General features: G+C 61.1%; 23 protein-coding genes, 1 tRNA gene and 2 pseudogenes. 11 read left to right on the plus strand and 15 right to left on the minus strand.

Features of this window, described 5'->3' with window-relative positions; all coding sequences use genetic code 11:
* Positions 1 to 57: 57 nt before the first annotated feature.
* The 4 genes from ACPYOP_RS22635 (at position 58) to ACPYOP_RS22650 (ending at position 5,119) form a co-directional block, all read left to right on the plus strand.
* On the plus strand, positions 58 to 909 hold the full coding sequence (locus ACPYOP_RS22635) for an alpha/beta fold hydrolase (RefSeq protein ID WP_481412527.1): 852 nt from the start codon (positions 58 to 60) through the stop codon (positions 907 to 909).
* Positions 910 to 1,061: 152 nt separating this feature from the next.
* Positions 1,062 to 1,331 carry a 30S ribosomal protein S15 gene (rpsO, locus tag ACPYOP_RS22640; protein WP_015338271.1) on the plus strand — a complete coding sequence of 90 codons (270 nt, stop codon included), beginning with the start codon at positions 1,062 to 1,064 and terminating at the stop codon, positions 1,329 to 1,331.
* Between the two features lie 325 nt (positions 1,332 to 1,656).
* On the plus strand, positions 1,657 to 3,795 hold the full coding sequence (gene pnp / locus ACPYOP_RS22645; RefSeq protein ID WP_481412528.1) for a polyribonucleotide nucleotidyltransferase: 2,139 nt from the start codon (positions 1,657 to 1,659) through the stop codon (positions 3,793 to 3,795).
* A gap of 307 nt (positions 3,796 to 4,102) precedes the next feature.
* Positions 4,103 to 5,119 (plus strand): class I SAM-dependent methyltransferase, encoded by a 1,017-nt coding sequence (locus ACPYOP_RS22650; RefSeq protein WP_481412529.1) that lies wholly within the window; start codon positions 4,103 to 4,105, stop codon positions 5,117 to 5,119.
* Positions 5,120 to 5,158: 39 nt separating this feature from the next.
* Here ACPYOP_RS22650 and ACPYOP_RS22655 read toward each other — a convergent pair whose 3' ends face one another.
* The 5 genes from ACPYOP_RS22655 to fabA form a co-directional block, all read right to left on the minus strand.
* Positions 5,159 to 6,385 carry an acyltransferase family protein gene (locus tag ACPYOP_RS22655; RefSeq protein WP_481412530.1) on the minus strand — a complete coding sequence of 409 codons (1,227 nt, stop codon included), beginning with the start codon at positions 6,383 to 6,385 and terminating at the stop codon, positions 5,159 to 5,161.
* 157 nt (positions 6,386 to 6,542) lie between these two features.
* Positions 6,543 to 7,121 (minus strand): GNAT family N-acetyltransferase, encoded by a 579-nt coding sequence (locus ACPYOP_RS22660; protein WP_481412531.1) that lies wholly within the window; start codon positions 7,119 to 7,121, stop codon positions 6,543 to 6,545.
* A 77-nt stretch (positions 7,122 to 7,198) separates the two neighbouring features.
* Positions 7,199 to 8,005 (minus strand): enoyl-ACP reductase FabI, encoded by an 807-nt coding sequence (gene fabI / locus ACPYOP_RS22665; RefSeq protein WP_149635023.1) that lies wholly within the window; start codon positions 8,003 to 8,005, stop codon positions 7,199 to 7,201.
* A gap of 4 nt (positions 8,006 to 8,009) precedes the next feature.
* The gene (gene fabB, locus ACPYOP_RS22670) at positions 8,010 to 9,233 is read right to left on the minus strand and encodes a beta-ketoacyl-ACP synthase I (RefSeq protein WP_481412532.1); all 1,224 of its coding nucleotides are present in this window, start codon (positions 9,231 to 9,233) and stop codon (positions 8,010 to 8,012) included.
* 53 nt (positions 9,234 to 9,286) lie between these two features.
* On the minus strand, positions 9,287 to 9,802 hold the full coding sequence (fabA, locus tag ACPYOP_RS22675) for a 3-hydroxyacyl-[acyl-carrier-protein] dehydratase FabA (protein WP_481412533.1): 516 nt from the start codon (positions 9,800 to 9,802) through the stop codon (positions 9,287 to 9,289).
* A gap of 297 nt (positions 9,803 to 10,099) precedes the next feature.
* Here fabA and irrA point away from each other — a divergent pair, with 297 nt between their 5' ends.
* Positions 10,100 to 10,522: an iron response transcriptional regulator IrrA gene (irrA, locus tag ACPYOP_RS22680; RefSeq protein WP_481412534.1), complete on the plus strand. Its 423-nt coding sequence runs from the start codon at positions 10,100 to 10,102 to the stop codon at positions 10,520 to 10,522.
* A gap of 91 nt (positions 10,523 to 10,613) precedes the next feature.
* On the opposite strand, the gene ACPYOP_RS22685 is transcribed toward irrA, so the two are convergent.
* Positions 10,614 to 11,249 (minus strand): trimeric intracellular cation channel family protein, encoded by a 636-nt coding sequence (locus ACPYOP_RS22685; protein WP_481412535.1) that lies wholly within the window; start codon positions 11,247 to 11,249, stop codon positions 10,614 to 10,616.
* A gap of 140 nt (positions 11,250 to 11,389) precedes the next feature.
* Here ACPYOP_RS22685 and ACPYOP_RS22690 point away from each other — a divergent pair, with 140 nt between their 5' ends.
* On the plus strand, positions 11,390 to 11,869 hold the full coding sequence (locus tag ACPYOP_RS22690) for a hypothetical protein (protein WP_481412536.1): 480 nt from the start codon (positions 11,390 to 11,392) through the stop codon (positions 11,867 to 11,869).
* A gap of 40 nt (positions 11,870 to 11,909) precedes the next feature.
* On the opposite strand, the gene ACPYOP_RS22695 is transcribed toward ACPYOP_RS22690, so the two are convergent.
* From ACPYOP_RS22695 to ACPYOP_RS22715, 5 genes are all read right to left on the minus strand, one after another.
* A complete protein-coding gene (locus ACPYOP_RS22695) occupies positions 11,910 to 12,701 on the minus strand; it encodes a YdcF family protein (RefSeq protein ID WP_481412537.1) in 792 nt (263 codons plus the stop codon).
* Positions 12,702 to 12,773: 72 nt separating this feature from the next.
* On the minus strand, positions 12,774 to 13,496 hold the full coding sequence (locus ACPYOP_RS22700) for a YoaK family protein (protein WP_481412538.1): 723 nt from the start codon (positions 13,494 to 13,496) through the stop codon (positions 12,774 to 12,776).
* Between the two features lie 102 nt (positions 13,497 to 13,598).
* Complete coding sequence (locus ACPYOP_RS22705) at positions 13,599 to 13,838, minus strand: GIY-YIG nuclease family protein (RefSeq protein ID WP_481412549.1); 240 nt, start codon at positions 13,836 to 13,838, stop codon at positions 13,599 to 13,601.
* Positions 13,839 to 14,153: 315 nt separating this feature from the next.
* Positions 14,154 to 14,229: transfer RNA gene (locus tag ACPYOP_RS22710), tRNA-Ala, on the minus strand.
* 151 nt (positions 14,230 to 14,380) lie between these two features.
* Complete coding sequence (locus ACPYOP_RS22715) at positions 14,381 to 14,764, minus strand: TIGR02300 family protein (protein WP_481412539.1); 384 nt, start codon at positions 14,762 to 14,764, stop codon at positions 14,381 to 14,383.
* Positions 14,765 to 15,067: 303 nt separating this feature from the next.
* On the opposite strand from ACPYOP_RS22715, the pseudogene ACPYOP_RS22720 reads away from it, so the two are divergent.
* The 3 genes and pseudogenes from ACPYOP_RS22720 to rpsA all read left to right on the plus strand — a co-directional run.
* Positions 15,068 to 15,315, plus strand: a pseudogene (locus tag ACPYOP_RS22720) (3-phosphoshikimate 1-carboxyvinyltransferase); the annotation flags it as partial.
* A gap of 217 nt (positions 15,316 to 15,532) precedes the next feature.
* Positions 15,533 to 16,165: a (d)CMP kinase gene (gene cmk, locus ACPYOP_RS22725; protein ID WP_481412540.1), complete on the plus strand. Its 633-nt coding sequence runs from the start codon at positions 15,533 to 15,535 to the stop codon at positions 16,163 to 16,165.
* 182 nt (positions 16,166 to 16,347) lie between these two features.
* A complete protein-coding gene (gene rpsA / locus ACPYOP_RS22730; RefSeq protein WP_120662475.1) occupies positions 16,348 to 18,051 on the plus strand; it encodes a 30S ribosomal protein S1 in 1,704 nt (567 codons plus the stop codon).
* 101 nt (positions 18,052 to 18,152) lie between these two features.
* Here the strand turns inward: rpsA and ACPYOP_RS22735 are convergent, their stop codons facing one another.
* From ACPYOP_RS22735 to ACPYOP_RS22745, 3 genes are all read right to left on the minus strand, one after another.
* Positions 18,153 to 19,796 (minus strand): hypothetical protein, encoded by a 1,644-nt coding sequence (locus tag ACPYOP_RS22735; protein ID WP_481412541.1) that lies wholly within the window; start codon positions 19,794 to 19,796, stop codon positions 18,153 to 18,155.
* Positions 19,797 to 20,034: 238 nt separating this feature from the next.
* Positions 20,035 to 20,661, minus strand: coding sequence for a ribonuclease D (locus ACPYOP_RS22740; RefSeq protein ID WP_481412542.1), 627 nt, complete (start codon positions 20,659 to 20,661; stop codon positions 20,035 to 20,037).
* A gap of 96 nt (positions 20,662 to 20,757) precedes the next feature.
* Positions 20,758 to 21,588, minus strand: coding sequence for a MerR family transcriptional regulator (locus ACPYOP_RS22745; protein WP_481412543.1), 831 nt, complete (start codon positions 21,586 to 21,588; stop codon positions 20,758 to 20,760).
* Positions 21,589 to 21,810: 222 nt separating this feature from the next.
* Here ACPYOP_RS22745 and ACPYOP_RS22750 point away from each other — a divergent pair, with 222 nt between their 5' ends.
* The gene (locus tag ACPYOP_RS22750) at positions 21,811 to 23,082 is read left to right on the plus strand and encodes a 4-aminobutyrate--2-oxoglutarate transaminase (RefSeq protein WP_481412544.1); all 1,272 of its coding nucleotides are present in this window, start codon (positions 21,811 to 21,813) and stop codon (positions 23,080 to 23,082) included.
* Between the two features lie 185 nt (positions 23,083 to 23,267).
* Positions 23,268 to 24,749 carry an NAD-dependent succinate-semialdehyde dehydrogenase gene (locus ACPYOP_RS22755; RefSeq protein ID WP_481412545.1) on the plus strand — a complete coding sequence of 494 codons (1,482 nt, stop codon included), beginning with the start codon at positions 23,268 to 23,270 and terminating at the stop codon, positions 24,747 to 24,749.
* Positions 24,750 to 24,757: 8 nt separating this feature from the next.
* On the opposite strand, the pseudogene ACPYOP_RS22760 reads toward ACPYOP_RS22755, so the two are convergent.
* A pseudogene (locus ACPYOP_RS22760) lies at positions 24,758 to 25,029 on the minus strand (serine/threonine protein phosphatase); the annotation flags it as partial.

Consider the following 25,029-nt stretch of genomic DNA (forward strand, 5'->3'; position numbering starts at 1 on the left):
ACGGCGATGCGATATGTTTCCCGACGGGCCATCATGGCCCGTCCAAAGGGGGCAAACATGCGCAGAGTTGCATTCGGAATACTTGCATTCCTTTCCCTGTTCCTGACAGTTACGAACGCCCAGTCCGCCGAGCGGTGGGCCGGGCTACCGCCATTTCCGCCAATGCCGCAGCCGAAAACGAGCGGCATGGCCGATGTCAACGACATCAAGATGTATTATGCCGAATATGGCCAAGGCGACCCGATCCTCTTCATCCATGGCGGCCTCGGGAATGCCGACGTCTGGGGCGCTCAGGTTGCCGATTTCGCGAGGGATCACCTGGTGATTGTTGCCGACAGCCGCGGGCATGGCCGCTCGACGCGCAGTGAGCAGCCCTTCGGCTATGATCTGATGACCTCGGATTACGTCGCGCTGCTCGACTATCTGAAGATTGGCAAGGTGACGCTGGTCGGTTGGTCCGATGGCGGCATCATCGGCATCGACATGGCGATGAAACATCCGGAAAAGCTGACGCGCGTGATCGCGCAAGCGGCCAATGTCACGACCGACGGCGTGAAGCCTGACGTCATGAGCGATAAGACCTTCAACGATTACATCAATGTCGCCGGCGAGTATTACAAGAAGCTGTCGCCGACGCCGAACGAGTATGATGCCTTCGTCAACCAGATTTCGCAGATGTGGGCGACGCAGCCTGCATGGACGGCAGCCGACCTTGGAAAGATCGCCGTGCCGGTGACGCTTGCCATCGGTGACCATGACGAGGCGGTGAAGCTCGACCATACGCAGATGATGGCGAAGGAGATTCCGGGTGCCAAGCTCGTCATACTGAAGGACGCGAGCCATTTCGCGATGCTGCAAGATCCGGAGGGCTACGATGCCATGATCCGGGACGCCATGGCGGACCGCTGAAACCGCTGCAGGGAGAACCCTCTTTCCATTGGCGCTCATTTGGTTTATAGGCAGCGCCAGCATCGGGCTTGCCTGATTGCATTCGCGGCCAATGCTGGACGACATCCCGGCGTTTGGCGACTTTAATTTCCTCTCATAGAAAGGACTATCCGATGTCGATCACTGCTGAGCGCAAGGCTGCGCTGATCAAGGAATATGCGACCGTTGAAGGCGACACCGGTTCTCCGGAAGTCCAGGTTGCGATCCTGACCGAGCGCATCAACAACCTCACGGAACACTTCAAGGACCACAAGAAGGACAACCACTCCCGTCGTGGTCTCCTGACGATGGTTTCCAGCCGGCGCTCGCTTCTTGACTACCTCAAGAAGAAGGACGAAGGCCGTTATACCAAGCTGATCACCAGCCTCGGTATCCGCCGCTAACGGAATCTCCGGCGGGCGTTCTGCTGAACGTCCGCCGGTTGCTTATGAGGGGTATGAACCCCTTGAGACTGTTTCGCTTGCGCCTTGAAATTGCGCGACGCGAAACTGCCGGCAGGCCGGATGGGCCGGTACTGCCAACAACAACTGTTGACCTGTCATGGGGCAGGATTGCCGGATGCTTTCAGCCGAAGCTTCGTGCTTCGGCCGATCTTCGAAAGCCTCTCGTTGTCTTGCCCGTGATGCGTCACATTTCGTGCGGTTGAAGATGCGCCCTGCCGAAATCGTCGGCCACGGCGCCTTTTCCCGCATAGTGCAAGGACAAGACATGTTCGATATCCATACCGTCGAAATCGAGTGGGCAGGCCGCCCGCTGAAGCTGGAAACCGGCAAAATCGCCCGCCAGGCCGACGGCGCCGTCGTCGCCACCTATGGCGAGACCGTGGTGCTTGCGACCGTCGTTTCCGCCAAGGCTCCGAAGCCGGGCCAGGACTTCTTCCCGCTCACCGTCAACTACCAGGAAAAGACCTACGCAGCCGGCAAGATCCCCGGCGGCTACTTCAAGCGCGAGGGCCGTCCGAGCGAAAACGAAACACTCGTTTCGCGCCTGATCGACCGCCCGATCCGCCCGCTTTTCCCGGAAGGCTACAAGAACGATACGCAGGTCGTCGTTACCGTTATCCAGCATGACCTGGAAAACAATCCCGACATCCTGTCCATGGTCGCCACCTCGGCTGCCCTGACGCTCTCGGGCGTTCCCTTCATGGGTCCCGTCGGCGGCGCTCGCGTCGGCTACATCAACGGCGAATACGTGCTGAACCCGCATCTCGACGAGATGGACGAATCGAGCCTCGACCTCGTCGTCGCCGGCACGCAGGACGCCGTTCTGATGGTTGAATCCGAAGCCAAGGAACTGCCTGAGGACGTCATGCTCGGCGCCGTCATGTTCGGTCATCGCGGCTTCCAGCCCGTCATCGACGCGATCATCAAGCTCGCCGAAGTCGCCGCCAAGGAACCCCGCGACTTCCAGCCGGAAGACTATTCCGAGCTCGAGAAGGAAATGCTGGGCCTTGCCGAAGCCGAACTGCGCGACGCCTACAAGATCACGCAGAAGGCTGATCGCTATGCCGCCGTCGACGCCGTCAAGGCGAAGGTCAAGGCACACTTCCTGCCCGAAGAAGGCGAAGCCAAGTACACGGCCGAAGAAGTCGCTGCCATCTTCAAGCACCTGCAGGCGAAGATCGTCCGCTGGAACATCCTCGACACCTCCAGCCGCATCGACGGCCGCGACCTGCAGACCGTTCGCCCGATCGTCTCGGAAGTCGGCCTGCTGCCGCGCACGCACGGCTCCGCCCTGTTCACCCGCGGCGAGACGCAGGCGATCGTCGTCGCCACGCTCGGCACCGGTGAAGACGAACAGTATGTCGACAGCCTGACGGGCATGTACAAGGAGCGCTTCCTGCTCCATTACAACTTCCCGCCCTACTCGGTTGGCGAAACCGGCCGCATGGGTTCCCCGGGTCGTCGCGAAATCGGTCACGGCAAGCTCGCATGGCGCGCTATCCGCCCGATGCTGCCGACGGCTGAACAGTTCCCCTACACGCTGCGCGTCGTTTCCGAGATCACCGAGTCGAACGGCTCGTCCTCGATGGCAACGGTTTGCGGCACCTCGCTCGCGCTGATGGACGCCGGCGTTCCGCTGGCCAAGCCGGTTGCCGGTATCGCCATGGGTCTGATCCTGGAAGGCGATCGTTTCGCCGTTCTTTCCGACATTCTCGGTGACGAAGACCACCTCGGCGACATGGACTTCAAGGTCGCCGGCACTGCCGACGGCATCACCTCGCTGCAGATGGACATCAAGATCGCCGGCATCACGGAAGAGATCATGAAGGTCGCTCTCGGCCAGGCACAGGGCGGTCGTGCTCACATCCTCGGCGAAATGTCCAAGGCAATCACCGAAAGCCGTGGCCAGCTCGGCGAATTCGCACCGCGCATCGAAGTCATGAACATCCCGGTCGACAAGATCCGCGAAGTCATCGGTTCGGGCGGCAAGGTCATCCGCGAAATCGTCGAAAAGACCGGCGCCAAGATCAACATCGAGGATGACGGCACCGTCAAGATCGCCTCCTCTTCCGGCAAGGAAATCGAAGCGGCCCGCAAGTGGATCCACTCGATCGTCGCGGAACCGGAAGTCGGCCAGATCTACGAAGGCACTGTTGTCAAGACCGCCGACTTCGGCGCCTTCGTCAACTTCTTCGGCGCCCGTGACGGCCTCGTCCACATCTCGCAGCTCGCTTCCGAGCGCGTTGCCAAGACGCAGGACGTCGTCAAGGAAGGCGACAAGGTCTGGGTCAAACTGCTCGGCTTCGACGAGCGCGGCAAGGTTCGCCTGTCCATGAAGGTCGTCGACCAGGCGACCGGCCAGGAAATTGCTGCCGACAAGAAGAAGGACGACGCGGCCGAGTAAGCTGCGCCTTCATTTCCGTTCCGGGGCGCGGGATCTTTTCCGCGCCCTTTTTATATTGAAGAGGCTGGCGATTTCGGTTTTTCCGAAGCTCTGTGCCCAGCCCCTCACCCTAGCCCTCTCCCCGCATTGCGGGGAGAGGGGATTTGACAGTGCTTGATGATCGCCCTCTCTCAAACTGGGCATCTTGTCTTGCTCCGTCGTCCCCTCTCCCCGTCCCGACGGGGAGAGGGCTAGGGTGAGGGGCACGCGCGGAAACAGACACCTGCCAGCAAGCCTGACCAACGAAACCCATAACGAGACGACGCCCATGAGCCGCGATGCCCTGAAGACCCTGTTTCATCCCTTTGCCTCCGGCACTGTCGACGCGCCCGGCGAGGGTCAGCGCATCCTGTTTCTCGGTGCCGAGGCGGGCTTTGCGCTGCCGGAAGGCTTTGCCGCCGAGCTGTCCGCCGTCCAGGGTTTCCGCCCCTTCTATCGCCAGCTGCAGGCGCAGCGGATCAACGTGACGCCGGAGATCGAAGGCGAAGGCTATGACGGCGCGCTGGTGCTCTGCGGCAAGCACAAGGGCGAGAATGAGGATCATATCGCCGAAGCGCTGGCGCGCGTTAGGGAAGGCGGTCTGATTGTCGTTGCCGGCGGCAAGGAAGACGGCATCCAGCCGCTGCGCAAGCGCGTCGAGGCCTTCGGTCTCGAGATCCAGCACATGCCGAAATATCACGGCGTTGCCTTCTGGTTTGCCCGTCCCGCCGACATCAAGCTGTTGACGGCGCAGCTTGCAAAGCCGGCGATCCTCGTCGACGACAGTTTCACCACGGCGCCCGGCATGTTCTCGCATGATCGTGTCGATGCCGGTTCCGAACTGCTCGCCTCGCGCCTGCCAACTGACTTTGCCGGCGATGCCGCCGATTTCGGCGCCGGCTGGGGCTATCTCTCCGTCGAACTCGCAACGAAATCGCCGAGGATCGAGCGTATCGACCTCTACGAGGCCCACTACGGCGCTCTGGAGGCCGCACGCGCCAATCTGCTGTCGCACTGCCCGAAGGTCGCCCAGCGCTTCTTCTGGCACGATCTGGCAAGCGAGCCGGTCAAGGACAAGTACGATCTGATCATCATGAACCCGCCCTTCCATGAGGGCCATGCCGCCGAGCCTTCGCTTGGCCAGGCAATGATCAAGACGGCCGCCTCGGCGCTGCGTGGCGGCGGTCGGCTGATGCTGGTCGCCAATCGCGGCCTGCCCTACGAGCCGGTGCTGGCCGAGAATTTCAAGGAATTCGGCGAGACCTGCCGCAATGCCCGCTACAAGGTGCTCTGGGCAAAGAAATAAGCGATGAAGGCGGCCAAAGGGCCGCCTTTCTTTTATGGATCAGGTTTCGTCGGCGCGCCGTGCGCGCGGCATCAGATGATCCCGCAGGATCAGGAAGTTCCTTTCGACGAGAAACCAGAGCGTCGCCGCCACGATGAAGCAGGTGGCGAGATAGATGACGAAGCCTGATAGCCCTTGAAGATTGTCCTTGCCGAACACCATCTGGTCGAGATGGTAGACGCCCTTATGGGTGAGATAGAGGCTGTAGGAGAGCGTCGCGATGCCTGATATGGCCGGAAGGTGCCAGCGCCAGATCCTCGGCTGCAGGTCCAGCAATGCGCCGAGAATGAACGCCACGCCCGCCGAGAATAGCGGAAAGCCGACGACCGCGCCTGGAAGAGGCTGGAACACCAGCGGCAGATTGGCTTCGGCGAGCGGCCCTCGGACGGAAAAGATCACGAGCGCCGCCATCACGAACATGCCGCCGATACCGAGCGCGATGTGGGACGGCATGTATCGTTCCCACAGCAACGGCTTGAACAGCCGGATCGCCGCCAGAACGACGCCGAAGGTGAGCCCGTCCAGCCGGTTATATGTCGGGTAATAGACATCCCTGAGATAGACGGCGAAGGCCTCCCTGTAGATTTGCATTTCGGCAATCGGGCCGACATGGCTCTGCCAGAGCGCGAACCGCAGACCCATGCCGGCGATCACGATCGTCGCGACCAGAAGGGCGACGAAGCCCACCGTCGCTCGCCGCTTGAGCAGGACGACGAAAACCGGCAGAACGAGATAGAAATGCTCCTCGACGCTCAGTGACCAGGTTTCGGTGAACGCGCTGCCGAGACGAGGGTCAAGCCCGAAATTGACCGTGAAGGTGAGGAACCGCCAGGCGGATTGCATCGTCGGCGCATCGCGCAGGGATGGGAAGAATGTGTAGACGGCGAGCACGAGCAGAAAGGCCGGCAATATGCGGAACGCCCTGCGCAGATAGAAGGCCTTGAAGTCGATGGCGCGGCGGCGCGCGGCTTCCGCCATAAGTTGGCTTCCGATGAGATAGCCGCTGAGCACGAAGAAGATGTCGACGCCGATCCAGCCATAGGGCCTGATCCCGGCGAGCGGCAGCGGCGTCGCTTCCAGCGGCAGATGCACGAGCATGACGAGGAGAATGGCAAGCGCTCGCAATAGATCCGGCCCCAATGCCCTCGGGGTGGCGGCGGATTCGAGCGATGTCGTATCGCCCAATGGATCGAGCGGTTTGGAGCTGGCAACAGTTATGGTGTTCACGGCTGGGGTTCCCGTAAATGGATGGTGAATGCCGATGGACATGCAGGAAATACTGTTGATTGCCTGCCTTGTATCGGAATTCCGGCCAGCCGTAACTGGCCGTCCCCGGCAAGATAGAATTAACCTAAAATTTTCGTAAAATCTTATCGAATGGAGGTTAACGCGCCTGATTCGGCGCCCTTGCAGCCCATTCGCGGCTCAGCACGGCGTAGACGCATTCGTCGCCCCAGACGCCATTGAAGCGATCGTTTTCGATCAAAAGCGCCTCACGGCGGAGACCCAGCCGTTCGACGACACCGACTGAGCCGGCGTTCTTCGCATCCAGCCGCGCGAAAATCCGGTGAAAGCCGAATTTTTCGAAGCCGAGGGTAATCAAGGCTTCCGTCGCCTCGGTGGCATATCCCTTCCTGGCATAGGCGGGGTTCGAGGTATAGCCGATCTCGGCTTGAAGTGCCGCCTTGTTTGCGAATGTCAGGCTGACATCACCGACCAAGGCACCATCCTCCCGCCGAATGGCAGCACATAGCAGCGTATCCCCATCATCGGAGAAAGGGGAATTCAAGCGGGCATCGAAACGCTCTCGCAATACCTCTGGCGAAGGCGGGTCGCGGTACAGGAAACGGTAGATTTCCGGCAGGGAGCGGTAGGCGCTATAGGCTTCGAAATCCCCGGGCATGAAGCAGCGGAGGATGAGGCGTTCGGTCGATGCGAGGGATTTTGCGTCGTTTGATGTCATCGGGAATCCTCTGGAAGGATATCCGGAAATGTGGTCCTCCCGACCAAGGGCCGAGAGGACGATTCAGATGAGTGCGCTTATTCCGCGTCCGCGCTCGACAGCGTTTCCAGCGTCGGCATGGAGGTGATGTTGTAGCCGGCATCGACGAAGTGGACTTCGCCGGTGACGCCTGCCGCCAGATCCGACAGCAGGTAGAGCGACGAGGAGCCGACCTGGTCGATGGTGACGGATTTGCGCAGCGGCGCGTTGCGCTGGTTCCACGACAGGATGGCGCGGGCATCCGAAATGCCGGCGCCGGCAAGCGTGCGGATCGGGCCGGCGGAAACGGCGTTGACACGGATACCGCGCGGGCCGTAATCGGCGGCGAGATAGCGAACGGAAGCCTCGAGCGCGGCCTTGGCGACGCCCATGACGTTGTAGTTCGGGATCACGCGCGTCGAGCCGTTGTAGGTCAGCGTCAGCATGCTGCCGCCTTCCGTCATCAGATCGGCGGCACGCTTGGCGATCTCGGTGAAGGAGAAGCAGGAAATCACCATGGTGCGGGTGAAATTCTCCCGCGTGGTGTTGGCATAGAGCCCCTTCAGCTCGTTCTTGTCGGAAAAGCCAATGGCGTGGACGATGAAATCCAGCCTGCCCCAGCGCTCCTTGATCGCGTCGAAGACGGCATCAACGGAGGCCAGATCCTCGACGTCGCAAGGCAGCAGGAAATCCGAGCCAACTTCGGCTGCGAGCGGCTTGACGCGCTTGCCGAGCGCCTCGCCCTGGAATGTGAACGCCAATTCCGCACCTTCGGCTGCAAGCGCCTTTGAAATACCCCAGGCAATCGAGTGATTGTTTGCGACGCCCATGATGAGGCCGCGCTTACCCTGCATGATTCCCGTCATTGCCTTATCCGTTGTAGCGCTGGAACACGAGCGTGGCGTTGGTGCCGCCGAAACCGAAGGAGTTCGAAAGAGCGATATCGAACTTGGCGTTGTCGATGCGCTTGCGCACGATCGGCACGCCTTCGAATTCCGGATCGAGTTCGGCGATATGGGCGCTTTCGCCGATGAAGCGCTCCTGCATCATCAGGATCGAATAGATCGATTCCTGAACGCCGGCCGCGCCGAGCGAATGGCCCGTCAGCGACTTGGTCGACTGGATCGGCGGGATCTTGTCGCCGAAGACTTCGCGAATCGCGCCGATTTCCTTGCTGTCGCCCACCGGCGTCGAGGTGCCGTGGGTGTTGACGTAGTCGATATCGCCCTTCACCGTGGCGAGCGCCTGGCGCATGCACCGCACCGCACCTTCGCCCGAAGGTGCCACCATGTCGTAACCATCAGAGGTGGCGCCGTAGCCGACGATCTCGGCATAGATCTTGGCGCCGCGTGCCTTGGCATGCTCGAGCTCTTCCAGAACCAGTACGCCGGCGCCGCCGGCGATGACGAAGCCATCGCGCTTGGCATCATAGGCACGCGAGGCGGTTTCCGGATGGTTTTCGTTGAAGTCGGACGACATGGCGCCCATGGCGTCGAAGAGGTTCGACATGGTCCAGTCGAGATCCTCGTGGCCGCCGGCGAACATGACATCCTGCTTGCCCCACTGGATCATCTCGGCGGCATTGCCGATGCAGTGCGCCGAGGTCGAGCAGGCGGACGAGATGGAGTAGTTGACGCCGTGAATCTTGAACCAGGTCGCAAGCGTTGCAGACGCGGTCGACGACATCGACTTCGGCACGGCAAACGGGCCGATGCGCTTCGGGCTGTTGTTCTTGCGGGTGATGTCGGCCGCTTCGATCAGCGTGCGGGTCGACGGGCCGCCGGAGCCCATGATGATGCCGGTGCGCTCGTTGGTGATATCGCCTTCCTCGAGGCCGCTATCGGCGATCGCCTGCTTCATCGCGACATGGTTCCAGGCGCCGCCCTGCGACAGGAAGCGCATGGCGCGGCGATCCACCAGATCGGTCGTATCGATCTTCGGCGAACCCCAGACCTGGCACTTGAAGCCGTGCTCGGCGAAATCGGGAGAGAAAGAAATGCCGGATTTGGCTTCGCGCAGCGAGGCGGTCACTTCTTGCGCATCGCTTCCAATCGAAGAGACAATGCCCAGACCCGTAACAACTACCCGTCTCATGTCGATGACCTTTTCTAAAACGTCTGTCTTTGTGGAGGCGGCGGCGCCGCAGTTCAGGCGACCTTGTCCTTCGACAGGCCCACGCGCAGGTCCGTCGCCTGATAGATGATCTCGCCATCGGCCTTCAGCCAGCCGTCGGCGGTGCCGAGGACCAGGCGGCCGCGCATGACGCGCTTGAAGTCGATGCCGTATTCGAGAAGCTTCGTATCCGGGCGGACCATACCCTTGAACTTCACTTCGCCTGTCGAAAGCGCCATGCCGCGGCCGGGCTCGCCGAGCCAGCCGAGGAAGAAGCCGGTCAGCTGCCACATGCCGTCAAGGCCGAGGCAGCCCGGCATGATCGGATTGCCGGCGAAATGGCAGGGGAAATACCAGTCATCGGGGCGCACGTCGTATTCGGCGCGGATGAAGCCCTTGTCGAAGGCACCGCCGGTCTCGGAAATTTCAGTAATGCGATGGACCATCAGCATCGGCGGCAGGGGAAGCTGCGCGTTGCCCGGGCCGAACAGTTCGCCGCGGCCGCAAGCCAGGATTTCCTCGTAATTGAAGCTGGACTGTCTCGTCGTCATAAAAAATCCGTTTCCCCCGCATGAATGCCGATGGATGTGAAGCTTTAGTGCAAGATGGACAGAAAATGAAGCGAAAGCATCGCACTCTCATTCATCCGTTCAATCGACCGCACTAGCCGTTATGTGGTGGTCGCATACAGGAACGCCAGAGCCGCGACCAGAGCGAATTGCGCCAAAAGCCGGTTTTTTGCGGCTTTTGAGCACCTTCCCACCCCATTGAAACTATTGAAAGCAATCAAGGCAAAAGTTATATGGCTTAGTAAAGAATTATAGAGATCAGGAATCCGGAGTCCCTGAATGGCGGAAGAAGCCGAAATCGCGATCGAAACCAGGCTGCGCAATGTCGGCCTGAGGCCGACCCGACAGCGGATTGCACTGGGAGACCTTCTCTTCGCCAAGGGCGACCGCCATCTGACGGTGGAGGAGCTTCACGAGGAAGCCGTTACCGCCGGGGTCCCGGTTTCGCTCGCAACCGTCTACAACACGCTGCACCAGTTCACCGAGGCTGGCTTGATCCGCGTGCTCGCCGTCGAAAGCACCAAGACCTATTTCGATACCAATGTTTCCGACCACCATCACTTTTTCGTGGAAGGCCACAACGAGGTGCTGGATATCCCGATCAGCAACCTGACGATCGACAATCTGCCGGAGCCGCCGAAAGGCATGGAAATCGCCCATGTCGACGTGGTGATCCGCCTGCGCCGCAAGAATAGGCAATAGGCAATAGGCAATAGGCAATAGGCAATAGGCAATAGAATTGTCTCCCAGGCATCCGCTAGTTGCCTACTGCCTAATTCCTACTGCCTTCAATCTACATCACGTCGTCCGGATGCCGGCCTGGCCTGTGGCGATAGGTCGGGAAGGTCCAGCCGAACCAGAGCGCGCCGCCGCGCACGGCGAAGGCCGCGATCACGCCCAATCCCGCAGAGGCATAGAGTGGAAGCATCGTCGCATTGGCGGCCGTGAAGACGCCGGCGCCGACGAGCGAGGCCGTGACATAGATTTCCGGCCGCAGCAGCACCGAGGGTTCGTTTGCCAGGAGATCGCGCAGGATGCCGCCGAACGTCGCCGTCAGCGCGCCGGTGACGATGGCGACGGTGGGCGAGCCCGTCGCCGCCATGCCCTTGGCCGCCCCCATGACGCAATAGGCCGACAATCCCACCGCATCGAGCCAGATGAGCAGCCTGTAGCGCGATTCGAACAGATGCGCGGTGAAGAAGACCAGAACGCCGACCATGGCGCAGATGATGATATAGGTCGGGTTCAGCACCCAGAAGACGGGCACGCGGCCAAGGACGATATCGCGAAGCGTGCCGCCGCCGATGCCGGTGACGGCGGCCAGGAACAGGAAGCCGATCAGATCGAGCTGCTTGCGCGAGGCTGCGAGCGCACCGGTTGCGGCAAAAAGGGCGACGCCGGCATAATCAAGAAACGAGAGAAGCGACATCGAAAACTCCAACGAGGCGCCGGCGATTTTCTCGAAATGAATCACGACGGCAAGGGCCGCGCAAGCCGGCTGATGTAAAGATGTCGCAGCGGCTGTGGCGACCATCGCGGCCGCGATGGTGCTTCGAAGAGGAATCCCCCGTGAAATCCCTGCTGATCGTGATCCTCAATCTCATCACATTCGTGATCATGCCCGCTGTGGCCGAGGCGCAGCAATCGATCCTGCAGGATCCCGTGGCATTCGAGAAGGATCACTTCACCAAGAGCTGCGACGGCCAGGTAAGCTTCGGCGAGCACTTCGCGACCGAGCAGGATATCAATAACGACAAGCTGACCGACATCGTCGTCAACGAGGGCGAGATCACCTGCAAGGGCGAAAAAGGCCCCTACTGCACGGATGAAGGCTGCCCCTATAATTTCTACGTCCAGGTGGCCGAGGGCGGCTATCTGATGATCGCCACGGCGCGGATCTACGGCTATGATTTCATCCAGCGCTTCGGTAACATGGTGCTGGTCATGAAAATGCATCCGCGCTTCTGCGACCGCAAGGACGGCGAGGACCGCTGCGAGATCACCGTCCGGGTGCGCGGCGTCAAATTCGTCACCATTTCCAAGAAATAGGCTTACGGTCCGGACGCGTGGTTAAGGCCCGGACACGTGGTTACGGTCCGGGATAAAGCGCCGAGGTGCGGCCGACGGCGTAATAGCCGACCAGGCCGACCCATTCGCGCAGGCCGGTCGCCAGCAGTTGCGCGTTGCGCGACGGCTGCGTGAAATCGAGGCCGGGCGTTTCCTTGCCGGTGCTGCGGTAATCGACCGGCCAAGGCACGACATCGATGCCCTGCTTGCGAAAGATGCCCATCGAGCGGGGCATGTGGAAGCCCGACGTAATGAGCAGGCAATTCGAAAGCCCGTTCTGCGCCAGCAGTTCCTTCGTATTGACCGCATTCTCGAAGGTGGTGCGCGAGGTCTGGTCCTCGACCATGCGCTCTCTGGGAATACCGAGTGCCGTAAAGAAGCGCTCGGAGATGACGGCATCGCCCTCATAGGTGCCGCCGATCGAGCCATCGCCGCCCGAGATCACGATGCGCGCCTGCGGATATTTCTGCGCGAGACGCAGCGCTTCGATCAGGCGATCGCCGGCCGAATCGAGCTCGTAGCCGCCGCGCGCCGTCGTTACCTCGTTCTGCGTGGCGCCGCCGAGGACGATCATGCATTTAAGGTCCGCCGGATCGGCAGCCGACTGCGGAAAGCGCTCTTCCAGCCCCTGAACGACATAGGCGCCGGCGGTCGTATAGAGCGAAACGAACAGGATGAGCACCGACAACAGCGCCGAGGTGATGACGGTAGCGCGCCAGCGCAGCAGCGCGGCGATGAATGCCAGCAGGATGAAAAGAAACGCCAGCGACAGCGGCTGACCGAAAATCCAGACAAGTTTCGAAAAAACGAACACGGCATATCCTTATGCTTGTCGGCAAAACGATTCGTTTTTCTCCCTAGCAGATTTTTGTGCGCTGCAATGCGGCTATTTCGATCGCCGCACCATCGATGCCGAAACAACGAAGCGCTGATTGAAGCGGCGCTGCAGCGGACGCGGGATGAAAAGCGTCGACAGCGCCAGGACAAGGGCGACCATGGACACCACCCAAAGCGCGTGTGCGCCAAAGGCGCCGGCCAGAAGCGCGCCGATGATGGCGCCTGAGATCATGCCGCTCCAGGGCACGATCTGCACCGTCCAGAGAAAATCCCGATCCCCCAGCAGGAAACGGCCAAGACCGCGACCGAAGCGCGAGAGCGCCCCGGTGACATAGGTGAGGCCGATCGGCAGGCCTTCGATATGCTCGACCGTGGCATTGACCATGCCCATGGCCAGCACCACCAGATAGAACTGCACCAGAACCAGCGACGGCTCCGCAAAGCCCGCGGCGGCGGCCAGAAGGATACTGACGCTGGCAAGCACCACGAAAGCCCGCCGGTCCGCCGCATGGGCGATGACGATCCCGAGCGCATTGCCGAGAATGAATGTCAGGATGGCCGAAAACAGCACCGCCGCGTGGCCGAACTCGCCCATTCCGAGCGCAATCGCCGCCCGCGTGGTATTGCCGGTCATGAAGGACACGAAATTGCCCGTCAGCATCAGCCCGACGGCATCGGTCATCCCGGCCAGAAAGGCGATCGAGGCAACGAGCAGAAACCCCGTCACCGTGCGGCGGGTCTTGATGAGGCGACGGCGACGCTGTCTGGTCATGGCCGAATCGGAGTTGTTTGCGGAGGATTCGAGGCTAGCACGAAGTTGGGGGAATGCGGAGGATTATGGGGGTGGTTTGAAATGGAGTCTCGCTAAAGACAGCTACAACCTGTTCTTTGCAAAAGCGCGTCCTGATCCCGATTTGAGATATTTTTCGAAGGCAAGCGCCTGCGCCTCATCTGAAAAGGCAATGTAGGTCTTGAGCGACCATGGCGCGTATTTCGATGTGTGAGGCACTTCTCTGGCGTTGTGCTTTGCCAGGCGAGCTTTCAGATCTCCGGTCACGCCAACATAGTGACGATCAGGAAAATCACAGCTTTGAAGGATGTAGACGTATTTCATGCTGAGCATGATAGTGTGCGCGGGCAGGAGCGCAACCAATACGATAAGGATCGCTTGTCCGAACAGCACGTTCGAATTTTGATTCGCTGAAGATATTTGGAAAAGAGCCCGCGTTGCTGCGCAACTTCAGCGCGGCAGCCTTCGTCTGCTGGCCTGCCGAGCCGAAGCTCAATCGGACAGTCCAACCATAGAAGCGAGGCATTGAAAGATGAAATGTGTACCAAGTGGAGAAAGGCCCGCTTGCGTTGCTGCGCAACTTCAGCGCGGCAGCCTTCGTCTGCTGGCCTGCCGAGCCGAAGCTCGGAGAGCGAAGGCTGGTGGAGCTAAGCGGGATCGAACCGCTGACCTCTTGCATGCCATGCAAGCGCTCTCCCAGCTGAGCTATAGCCCCATCAAGGTGGTGCCGTTTGACCGGCCCTGGGTCCCTTCGAGCGCTACGCCCGTCGGGGTGGCGGCTTATTACTTCTGGTTTTTACAGATAGCAAGCCGAAAAATTCGGCCCGGGGAATTTTTCTTGGTTCCCGGGCCGACTGTCTTCAAGATCAGACGTCGTCTTCGTCGCCGGTAACGCCGATGATGTCGCTCATATCGTCATCATCTTCGTCTTCGTCGGCTTCGAGGAAGGTGTCGTCGTCATCATCGTCGCCGATTTCGACATCGTCATCGCCGATATCCGGAATGTCGTCGCCGGAGGCGGCCTCATCGGCATCCTCGAGCGAGACCAGTTCGACTTCCGTGTTTTCGGTATCGACTTCAGCCACTTCCTCTTCTTCCGGAACTTCCTTGGAAGCGGAGGTTTCCTCGAAGAAGGACAAGGGCCAGGACTTGCCGGTATAGGGCGAGATCACCGGATCCCGGTTCAAGTCATAGAACTTCTTGCCGGTATCGGGGTCGGTACGTTTTGTTCCAAGTTCCGCTTTCGCCACTGTCAAAGCCTCATGAATGGCCGAATGGAAATTCGGCAATGCCGGGGAAGCCGGCGTTTTAAGGGAAATATCAGCCGGTCCCCTTAATCGTTGCGGCCGTTTCTGTCAAAGCTAAACTTCATGCCGCTTCGCATGCGGTTTTCACACATTGCCGGATGACGGCGCGACAAGCCTATGCTCACCGGCCGAGGTGGACCGCAGAACGTCTGGCGCAAGAGGACCGCAGCCAGCACAGAACGCGTTGGGAATACGGGCATCGCAAAGGAATTGTCCATGCCGCACGATACTCTCTCTCGTCCAACCAATGGCGTCGACTGCAGCGAAGGTAGGGATTTTCCCTGACGGTTCAGGGCAGGCCTGACGGCAAGGGCCACGGCAACGCCAGCGGCGGCGGCGATATCAAGCGCCATCTCGATCATCGCATCGCCATGAGTTTCCTCGTCATGGGGCTTGCGAGCAAGCATCCGGTTTCGGTCGACGATTCCGCCATGATCGCCACCAGCTTTCCCGATTTTTTTGCTATGATGACAAGGTTGGGTGCGACAATCGAGGCCGGACGCCGATGGGACGATGCGCCGCCGGACTTCGTCGCAGCTCAGACGAAATGCATTGACGGCAAATGGAAGGTGAGCCAGAACCGGCCGCTGGCTGACCGACATGGCACCGCCGAAGGCCTCGGGCGATTTATCGAGCAGAGGCGGCGGAAATGGCCGAATTGGTGCGTCGCTCCAGCAAATAGCGAGAGACCGCGTAGGGACGGAAGAAGACATGATCATTGCCATCGACGGGCCTGCGGCTGCCGGCAAGGGAACCCTGGCACGCCGGATTGCCGAGACTTATGGCTTTCATCATCTCGATACCGGCCTGACCTACCGCGCCGCCGCCAAGGCCCTGCTCGATGCCGGATTGCCGCTCGATGACGAGGCCATTGCCAAAGGCATGGCGCGCAAGGTCGATCTGGCCGGGCTCGACCGGGCCATTCTATCCAGGCACGAGATCGGCGAGGCCGCATCGAAGATCGCCGTCATGCCGGCCGTCCGCCGGGCTCTGGTGGAGGCTCAGCGCCGTTTTGCCGAAAAGAAGCCGGGCGCGGTGCTCGACGGCCGTGACATCGGCACCGTCGTCTGCCCGGATGCGCCGGTGAAGCTCTATGTGACGGCCTCGGCCGAAGTGCGCGCCAGGCGGCGTTACGAGGAGATCGTCGACGCCGGCGGCAGCGCCGATTACGACGCCATTTTCGAAGATGTGAAACGGCGCGACGAGCGCGATATGGGCCGCACCGACAGCCCGCTGAAGCCGGCTGAAGACGCATACTTGCTAGATACCTCAGAAATGAGTATAGAAGCGGCGTTTCAGAAGGCAAAGTCGATCGTCGACGCCGCTCTGAGCCGAAATGCCTGAAAATATGAGCGGCCTTCGCGCGCCCTGCGCCCGGAACCGCCGATTTCAAAATAGCCTGACATTCCGTCCAAGCGCCGGATAGCTTTCCTTAGAGGGAAGGCGGACTGGGGTCAGGCCCGTTAACGCGAACCACCGGCGCGTCAGTGTCCAGATTGCATGATATGGACACGCCAGGAGATTTTATGTCTGTAACTTCCCCCTCTCGCGAAGATTTCGCGGCCCTTCTCGAAGAATCCTTTGCCAAGAACGATCTGGCTGAAGGCTATGTCACCAAGGGCATCATCACCGCCATCGAAAAGGATGTCGCCGTTGTGGACGTCGGCCTCAAGGTCGAAGGCCGCATCGCGCTGAAGGAATTCGGTGCGCGCGCCAAGGACGGCACGCTCAATGTTGGCGATGAAGTCGAAGTCTATGTCGAGCGCATCGAAAACGCGCTTGGCGAAGCTGTTCTGTCGCGCGAAAAGGCTCGCCGCGAAGAAAGCTGGATCAAGCTCGAAGCCAAGTTCGAAGCTGGCGAGCGCGTTGAAGGCGTCATCTTCAACCAGGTCAAGGGCGGCTTCACCGTCGATCTCGACGGCGCTATCGCCTTCCTGCCGCGTTCGCAGGTCGACATCCGTCCGATCCGCGACGTCACCCCGCTGATGCACAACCCGCAGCCCTTCGAAATCCTCAAGATGGACAAGCGCCGCGGCAACATCGTCGTTTCGCGTCGTACGGTTCTGGAAGAGTCCCGTGCCGAGCAGCGTTCTGAAATCGTTCAGAACCTTGAAGAAGGCCAGGTTGTTGACGGCGTCGTCAAGAACATCACCGATTACGGTGCGTTCGTCGACCTCGGCGGCATCGACGGCCTGCTGCACGTTACCGACATGGCATGGCGCCGTGTGAACCATCCGTCGGAAATCCTGTCCATCGGCCAGCAGGTCAAGGTACAGATCATCCGCATCAACCAGGAAACCCACCGTATCTCGCTCGGCATGAAGCAGCTCGAGAGCGATCCGTGGGATGGCATCCAGGCCAAGTATCCGGAAGGCAAGAAGATCTCCGGTACCGTCACGAACATCACCGACTACGGTGCGTTCGTCGAGCTGGAGCCGGGCATCGAAGGCCTCATCCACATCTCGGAAATGTCCTGGACCAAGAAGAACGTTCACCCCGGCAAGATCCTGTCCACGAGCCAGGAAGTCGAAGTCGTCGTTCTCGAAGTCGATCCGACCAAGCGTCGTATCTCGCTCGGCCTCAAGCAGACGCTGGAAAACCCGTGGGCAGCATTCGCCCGCAACCATCCGGCCGGCACCGAAGTCGAAGGCGAAGTCAAGAACAAGACCGAATTCGGCCTGTTCATCGGCCTCGACGGCGATGTGGATGGCATGGTTCACCTCTCCGACCTCGACTGGAACCGTCCGGGCGAGCAGGTCATCGAAGAGTTCAACAAGGGTGACGTCGTCAAGGCTGTCGTTCTCGACGTCGACGTCGAGAAGGAACGCATCTCGCTCGGCATCAAGCAGCTCGGCAAGGATGCAGTCGGCGAAGCAGCAGCTTCCGGCGACCTGCGCAAGAATGCAGTCGTTTCCTGCGAAGTGATCGCAGTCAACGACGGCGGCATCGAAGTCAAGCTCGTCAACCACGAAGACATGACCTCGTTCATCCGCCGCGCCGATCTGTCGCGTGACCGTGACGAACAGCGTCCGGAGCGTTTCTCGGTTGGTCAGGTTGTCGACGCTCGCGTCACCAACTTCTCCAAGAAGGACCGCAAGATCATGCTGTCGATCAAGGCTCTGGAAATCGCTGAAGAGAAGGAAGCTGTTGCTCAGTTCGGTTCGTCCGACTCGGGCGCTTCGCTCGGCGACATCCTGGGTGCGGCTCTGAAGAACCGCAACGCCGAATAATCTTCGGTAGAAGCCTGGAAACAAAAGACCCGCCGGAGCGATCCGGCGGGTTTTCTTTATCCACTATGCAGCGCCCGTGCCGCCAGTCCGTCGCGAGCCGGCTATTCCCAGGCCACCATGCGCCGGTAGAAATCAAAGGCGTGATCGTGCAGGGGATCGCGCGACGGCTGCGGCAGGGCGAGCTGGTCCGGCCCGGCCTCGTTGAGGGGTGAGACAAGTCCTGCGTCCGCTTCGTCGGAAGCCTCTTCAGCCCTCTGCGACGGTTCTTCCGCTGGAGCTTCGTCTTTATCCTGCTGCTGCGCCGTCTCTTCGTCCTGAGCGTCGCCGCCTTCCTCGTCATCAACGGGATCGACGCGATCGAGCCGCTTCGATTCGCCGGCCTTGGCCGGGACATCGGCCGGCAGATAGTTCGCCACGACAAAAGGAACGCCGAGCGGCGGGGGTGCGGATAATCCCGTCTGCTCCGCAGCCTCGTACATTGCCATCGGCGCCGCAGACGACGGCTGCGCCCTGCCGGAAAGCGCGGTAGCGGTGACGGGGGCCTCGGGCTGATCAGTCAACGATGCGGCCATTACCGATGCTGGGTTTCTGGCACCCGCATCGATGGACGCCGGCTGTGATGGCGGTGGCGTTGCCGTATTGGCTGTCAGCGCCTGTGCGATGATCTTCTCGACGGAGGACGCGGGATTGCTGATGATCTGCTGCAGGTCGGAACCGGCTGCCATCGCGGGCGGGCCGATGACGACCTGCAGGCCCTGCTTGATATCGGCTTGAATCTGCTGGATATCGCGCGGCACCGGCAGCGGTGTCAGCGGCGATCTGATCAAGGCGATTTCCGTCGGAAGTTCGGCTTCGGCGGCGATCGCGGTCAGCAGTGCTACCACAGCAAGGTCATCGACAAGGGGCGCAAGCTGCGAAGCCGGGGGCGCGCCGGTGGCAGCGCTGCCGGTGACGGCAGCTTGGGGAGCGGCCGGCGTTGCGCTTTGCATGGACATTTGGGCCGGAGCCACCTCCGCGGCAGCCGGCGCGGCTTGCGTGGGAACACCCGGTTGCGGCGCCTGCAGCGGAACGGACGCTGGCTGAGCCGCGGGCTGCGTGGGCGTGGGCGTGGGCGTGGGCGTGGGCGTGGGAGGCATCGGCTCTTCTGCGGCGGCCGCAAGGGCGGTTGCCAGAGTGGCCAGATCGGCCGCTTTCTGCAGCAGGCTCGATGCCGGCATCTGCGGGACTGGCGCTTCCGCCCTGCCGGCATTCTGGCCATAGGAATTGACGACAGCCTTCAGCACGGCGTCGGGTTCGGCGGCCGACGCCTGCTCCAGGCTGAGCGCAAGCTGGATCGCCTGCGGGCTTTCCGGATCTTCCAGCGCCTCGGCCAGAAGCGGCAGTGGCAGCCGGATATTCGTCTGCGCATCCATTCGCTGCTGGGCGACGATGAGCTGCTGTGGCGTCAGGCTGCGGATGGCAGCAGCAACGCGCTGCGCATAGGCGGTATTGCTCTCGCCCGGTTCACGGGAAACATTCACCACCTGGCTGGCCGCATCGATGGCGGATAGCAGGCTATCGAACATCCGCTCGCGGGCCGCGACCAGCAGCATGTTCAGCTTGCCCTCGACGCCGGCATTGATCGTACTCGATAGAACGGCCAATGGCGTCGCGGCAGTCTGAAGCCCGGAGGTCTCCGCTGATGCAACGATCGGCTTTTCTATAGGCGCACCCACGGCGGACACGGCACCGACGGGAAGCAACATGACATGCTCCTTTGTCTGGCAAGGCGACGGATGGAAGCGGGGGCAGGTTCAATCAGGGTCCGCTCATGCGGCCGGTGGGTCTTCGAGCGCCGGATAACCGGAAGAGCGAAACGCAAATACGTCGGGCTGGAAGCCATATGAAAGATAGCAGCCTGTTTCTTAACAGATTGCTAAATAAAAAAGGCCAATGCCGCTTTCGCGGCACTGGCCTGTGGATTTCTCCCGCCGAACGAGACGATCAGCTATGCGCGAAGATATCCGCCTCTTCCCAGCCGAGAAGATCGAGCTTGGCGCGGGTCGGAAGGAAGGCAAAGCAATCATCCGCATAGTCCATGCGGCCGTCACGCAGGAGGCGTTGCGTTAGCTTCTCGCGAAGCGCATGCAGATAAAGAACGTCGGAGGCCGCATATTCGAGCTGCGCCGGCGACAGCGTTTCCGCCGCCCAGTCGGACGATTGCTGCGCCTTGGAGATATCGACTTCAAGCATCTCCTTGAGATTGTCCTTCAGGCCGTGACGGTCGGTATAGGTTCGGCAGAGACGCGAGGCGATCTTGGTGCAGAAGACCGGCGTCGTGGTGACGCCGAACGTATGGAAGAGGACAGCGATATCGAAGCGACCGTAATGAAAGATTTTCTGGCGCGCGGGGTCGGCGAGCATGGCGACGAGATTGGGCGCCTGTTTCTGGCCGGCGGCGATGCGGATAATATCAGCCGTGCCGTCGCCCGGCGAAAGCTGCACGAGGCAAAGCCGATCGCGGCGCGGAACGAGACCGAGGGTCTCCGTGTCGATGGCAATGGCGCCGGTGTAGCGGGCGGCATCCTGAGTGGAAATATCGCCTTCATGATAGCGGATGGTGGCAGCCATGAGATTCTCCCGGCTCTGTCTGTACGAACTCGCTTTTCGTCCGTTCTATAGAACAGACGGGGCGACGGCGATACCGGATAACGATGAGGGCGCCGTTCAAAATGTCGGCGGCGTGTTGATCCAGAGCAGTATGGTCTCGCCATCGTGCCGGTTGCGCCAGGAATGATCGCGGCGGCTTTCGAAATAAAGGGAATCGCCCGGCAGGAGATCGAAAAACTGATCGCTGTCGAGCACCAGCTCCAGCCGACCGGCAAGCACATGGATGAACTCTTCCCCTTCGTGGCGATAAGCGCCCTCGCTCGCCGCGCCCGGAGCAAGCACGAAGCGATGGCAATCCATCATCGTCCTGCCCTCGGCAAGCAATTGCACGGTGACGCCGGGCGTCGTCTCCGGCCAGGCGCGCCATTCGCCGGATCGGATCAGCGCCGGAACGTCCTCGCGCTCCTCGCCCGACAGGCGCGAAACCGTTGTGCTATAGTAATCCGCCAGATCATGGAGGGTCTTGAAGCTGACGCCCTGCGAGGTGCGCTCCAGTGTCGACAGCGTCGAGGACGTCATGCCCATATCGGCGGCGACCTGTTCCAGCGTTTTGCCGGCGGCATGCCGCAGCGAGCGAAGCCTGCGGCCGATATCCGAGGATGCCGATTGTTCGCCATTCTCGGGGCCGGCAGCACTGCCCTCTTCCGTCTCCAGCGCCTCGCGGATCGCCGCCGGATTGAGGCCGCGCTCGGCGCGGAACCAAGAAATGCGCTTCAACCGCGCCACGTCCTCGGCGCTATACTGGCGATGCCCGGTCTCGGAGCGCGAGGGTACGACAAGCCCCTGGCTTTCCCAGAGCCGCAGGGTGGAGGCCGATACGCCGGCAAGACGCGCCGCTTCCGCCACCTTGTAGCGCACGGGGTAGCGCTCGGGCTCGATGCTGCTCATTTGCCAATATTCCCTGATTTCTTGTCTTTCGATTCGTCTAGCATGGATGACGCGCCTTAGCGCGCCTTAAAAGGTGCGCGGCGCCATTCGCGAGCCTTTGGCGCCTTTTATCATTCGCACAAAATCCCGCTTGAAATCTTGCAGGAAAAATGTAGGAGTTTTGTAAATAAATTGCAGAACTTCTGCAAGATAATTCGAAACTGCTTTCTGGGAGCGACTGCAATGACTTTAACCGAACGGAAGAACGCCGCCATTTCCCGCGGCGTCGGCATGACGACGCAGATTTATGCCGATCGTGCTGAAAATGCCGAGATCTGGGATAAGGAAGGCAATCGCTATATCGATTTTGCCTCCGGCATCGCCGTGGTGAATACCGGCCATCGCCATCCCCGCGTCATTGCCGCCGTCAAGGAACAGCTCGACCGCTTCACGCACACCTGCCATCAGGTCGTGCCCTATGAGAGTTATGTGCATCTTGCCGAACGGCTGAACGCCATCGTTCCCGGCGATTTCGCCAAGAAGACGATCTTCGTGACGACGGGCGCGGAGGCGGTCGAAAACGCCGTCAAGATCGCCCGCGCCGCCACCGGCCGCTCGGCCATCATCGCCTTTGGCGGCGGCTTCCACGGCCGCACCTTCATGGGCATGGCGCTGACCGGCAAGGTCGCGCCTTACAAGGTCGGCTTCGGCCCGATGCCCGGCGATGTCTTCCATGCGCCCTTCCCGGTGCCGCTGCACGGCAGCAGCGTCGAGCAATCGCTGGCGGCGCTGAAGAAGCTCTTTGCCGCCGATGTCGATCCGCAGCGCGTCGCCGCCATCATTCTCGAACCCGTGCAGGGCGAAGGCGGCTTCTATCCCGCTCCATCGGGTTTCATGAAGGCGCTGCGCGAGATCTGCGACCAGCACGGCATTCTGCTGATCGCCGATGAGGTGCAGACCGGCTTTGCACGCACCGGCAAGATGTTTGCGATGGATCACCACGAGGTGGCCGCCGATCTCGTCACCATGGCGAAGAGCCTTGCCGGCGGCTTCCCGCTCGCCGCCGTCACCGGCCGAGCCGAGGTCATGGATGCGCCCGGGCCTGGCGGCCTCGGCGGCACCTATGGCGGCAATCCGCTTGGCATTGCCGCCGCCCACGCCGTGCTCGACGTCATCGCCGAGGAAGGCCTGTGCGACCGCGCCAACCAGCTCGGCGCGCGGCTGAAGCAACGGTTGGAATCGTTGCGCGACAAGGTGCCTGAAATCGTCGACATCCGCGGCCCCGGCTTCATGAATGCGGTGGAATTCAACGACGCGGCGACAAAGCTGCCGAGCGCCGATTTCGCCAACAAGGTGCGGCTGATCGCACTCGACAAGGGGTTGATCCTGCTCACCTGCGGCGTTTACGGCAATGTCATCCGCTTCCTGTCGCCGATCACCATCCAGGACGGCGTGTTCGGCGAGGCGCTCGACATTCTCGAAGCATCGCTGCTGGAGGCAAGCGCTTCCGGCTAGAGCCGGATGATTTTAGGTCTGTTCGACCTAAAATCTGAATCTGCTCTAGAATCAAAAAAGTAGAGCATGATGTCGTCCGAAAACCGATCACACTTTTCGGCATCATGCTCTAACAGCCGTTCCTGATGTTCGTTTCCTATTCGCCGGCGCGTGCCGCCGGGCGAAACCCTGTCGGAGTGCAGACCATGTCCTTTACAACAGCAATGACCAAGCATGTTCCCTTCTCTTCGCGATTCCTGCGCGCCGCCGGCTATATCAACGGCGCCTGGACGGGCGGCGGGGCGACGAAGACGTTCGATGTCATCAATCCCGCTACCGGCGAAGTGCTCGCCTCTCTGCCGGATATGGGAGCCGCCGAAACGACGGCCGCAATCGATGCGGCCTATATCGCCCAGATCGGCTGGGCGGCCCGCCCGGCCAAGGAGCGCGCCGCGATCTTGCGCAAATGGTTCGATCTGATGGTCGCCAATGCCGATGAGCTGGGAGCGATCCTGACCGCCGAGATGGGCAAGCCGCTGCCGGAAGCCAAAGGCGAGATCCTCTACGCCGCCTCCTATGTCGAATGGTATGCGGAAGAGGCCAAGCGCATCTACGGCGAGACCATCCCGGCGCCCTCCAACGACAAGCGCATGGTCGTCATCAAGCAGCCGGTCGGCGTCGTCGGCACGATCACGCCCTGGAACTTCCCGGCGGCCATGATCGCCCGCAAGATCGCACCGGCTCTTGCCGTCGGCTGCACCGTTGTCTCGAAACCCGCCGAACAGACGCCGCTGACGGCGATTGCGCTGGCCGTTCTTGCCGAAAAGGCGGGTGTTCCGGCCGGCGTTCTCAATATCATCGTCGGGGTAGACGGCCCGGCGATCGGCCGCGAGCTTTGCGGCAATGCGAAGGTGCGCAAGATCAGCTTCACCGGCTCGACGGAGGTCGGCCGCATCCTGATGCGCCAGTGTGCCGACCAGATCAAGAAGGTCAGCCTGGAGCTTGGCGGCAACGCGCCCTTCATCGTCTTCGACGATGCCGATCTCGACGCGGCCGTCGAAGGGGCAATGGCTTCGAAATACCGCAATGCCGGCCAGACCTGCGTCTGCGCCAACCGCATCTATGTGCAGTCCAATGTCTATGACGCCTTTGCCGCCAAGCTCGCGGCCAAGGTAAGCGAACTCTCCGTCGGTGACGGCTTCAAGCCGGGCATATCCATCGGACCGCTGATCGACGAACAGGGTATCGCCAAGGCCGAAGACCATGTGCGGGACGCCGTAGCCAAGGGTGCCCGCGTCGTCCTCGGCGGCAAGCGCATCGAAGGTGCCGGCACCTTCTTCGCGCCGACCATCCTGACCGGCATCGATCGGAGCATGAAGGTGGCGCGCGAGGAAACGTTCGGTCCGGTGGCACCGCTCTTTCGCTTCGAGACGGTCGAGGACGTGATCGCGCAGGCCAACGACACCGAATTCGGCCTCGCCGCCTATTTCTTCGCTAGCGACCTCAAGAAAGTCTGGCGGGTCGCCGAGGCGCTGGAATATGGCATGGTCGGCATCAATACCGGCCTGATATCGACGGAGACGGCGCCGTTCGGCGGCATCAAGCAATCCGGCCTCGGCCGCGAAGGCTCGCGTCATGGCGCCGACGACTATCTGGAAATGAAATATCTCTGCATCGGCAATCTATAGCCGGCAAATCAAGTTGAGGTAATGTGAACGCGGCCCTGCCACAGCCGGGCCGCGCTTAAGCGGCCGGTATAAAAGGCACCGGTATCGAGATTAAGCCGCAAACCATGGACCTCGGCCTGCCGGATGGGTGTATGGCCGTGCACGATCAGTTTCGGCAGCGGCTGCGCACTATCGTGGAAGCGCGAGCGGATGTAGACGAGATCGTCGTCCTGCTGCTCGGAAATCGGCCTGTCCGGATCGATGCCGGCATGAACGAACAGCACCTCCGGCGTGTCCAGCA

The sequence above is a fragment of the Rhizobium sp. KNZ2-6A genome (assembly GCF_056755475.1).

Excerpts from the sequence above, each read along its gene's own strand:
- ACPYOP_RS22660 (WP_481412531.1), bottom strand. The coding sequence starts at position 7,121 with ATGACATCAAACGACGCAAAATCCCTCGCATCGACCGAACGCCTCATC.
- pnp (WP_481412528.1), top strand. The coding sequence starts at position 1,657 with ATGTTCGATATCCATACCGTCGAAATCGAGTGGGCAGGCCGCCCGCTG.
- fabB (WP_481412532.1), bottom strand. The coding sequence starts at position 9,233 with ATGAGACGGGTAGTTGTTACGGGTCTGGGCATTGTCTCTTCGATTGGA.
- ACPYOP_RS22650 (WP_481412529.1), top strand. The coding sequence starts at position 4,103 with ATGAGCCGCGATGCCCTGAAGACCCTGTTTCATCCCTTTGCCTCCGGC.
- fabI (WP_149635023.1), bottom strand. The coding sequence starts at position 8,005 with ATGACGGGAATCATGCAGGGTAAGCGCGGCCTCATCATGGGCGTCGCA.
- cmk (WP_481412540.1), top strand. The coding sequence starts at position 15,533 with ATGATCATTGCCATCGACGGGCCTGCGGCTGCCGGCAAGGGAACCCTG.
- fabA (WP_481412533.1), bottom strand. The coding sequence starts at position 9,802 with ATGACGACGAGACAGTCCAGCTTCAATTACGAGGAAATCCTGGCTTGC.
- ACPYOP_RS22740 (WP_481412542.1), bottom strand. The coding sequence starts at position 20,661 with ATGGCTGCCACCATCCGCTATCATGAAGGCGATATTTCCACTCAGGAT.
- ACPYOP_RS22635 (WP_481412527.1), top strand. The coding sequence starts at position 58 with ATGCGCAGAGTTGCATTCGGAATACTTGCATTCCTTTCCCTGTTCCTG.
- ACPYOP_RS22745 (WP_481412543.1), bottom strand. The coding sequence starts at position 21,588 with ATGAGCAGCATCGAGCCCGAGCGCTACCCCGTGCGCTACAAGGTGGCG.
- ACPYOP_RS22750 (WP_481412544.1), top strand. The coding sequence starts at position 21,811 with ATGACTTTAACCGAACGGAAGAACGCCGCCATTTCCCGCGGCGTCGGC.
- ACPYOP_RS22735 (WP_481412541.1), bottom strand. The coding sequence starts at position 19,796 with ATGTTGCTTCCCGTCGGTGCCGTGTCCGCCGTGGGTGCGCCTATAGAA.
- ACPYOP_RS22685 (WP_481412535.1), bottom strand. The coding sequence starts at position 11,249 with ATGTCGCTTCTCTCGTTTCTTGATTATGCCGGCGTCGCCCTTTTTGCC.
- ACPYOP_RS22705 (WP_481412549.1), bottom strand. The coding sequence starts at position 13,838 with ATGAAATACGTCTACATCCTTCAAAGCTGTGATTTTCCTGATCGTCAC.
- rpsA (WP_120662475.1), top strand. The coding sequence starts at position 16,348 with ATGTCTGTAACTTCCCCCTCTCGCGAAGATTTCGCGGCCCTTCTCGAA.
- rpsO (WP_015338271.1), top strand. The coding sequence starts at position 1,062 with ATGTCGATCACTGCTGAGCGCAAGGCTGCGCTGATCAAGGAATATGCG.
- ACPYOP_RS22755 (WP_481412545.1), top strand. The coding sequence starts at position 23,268 with ATGTCCTTTACAACAGCAATGACCAAGCATGTTCCCTTCTCTTCGCGA.
- irrA (WP_481412534.1), top strand. The coding sequence starts at position 10,100 with ATGGCGGAAGAAGCCGAAATCGCGATCGAAACCAGGCTGCGCAATGTC.
- ACPYOP_RS22700 (WP_481412538.1), bottom strand. The coding sequence starts at position 13,496 with ATGACCAGACAGCGTCGCCGTCGCCTCATCAAGACCCGCCGCACGGTG.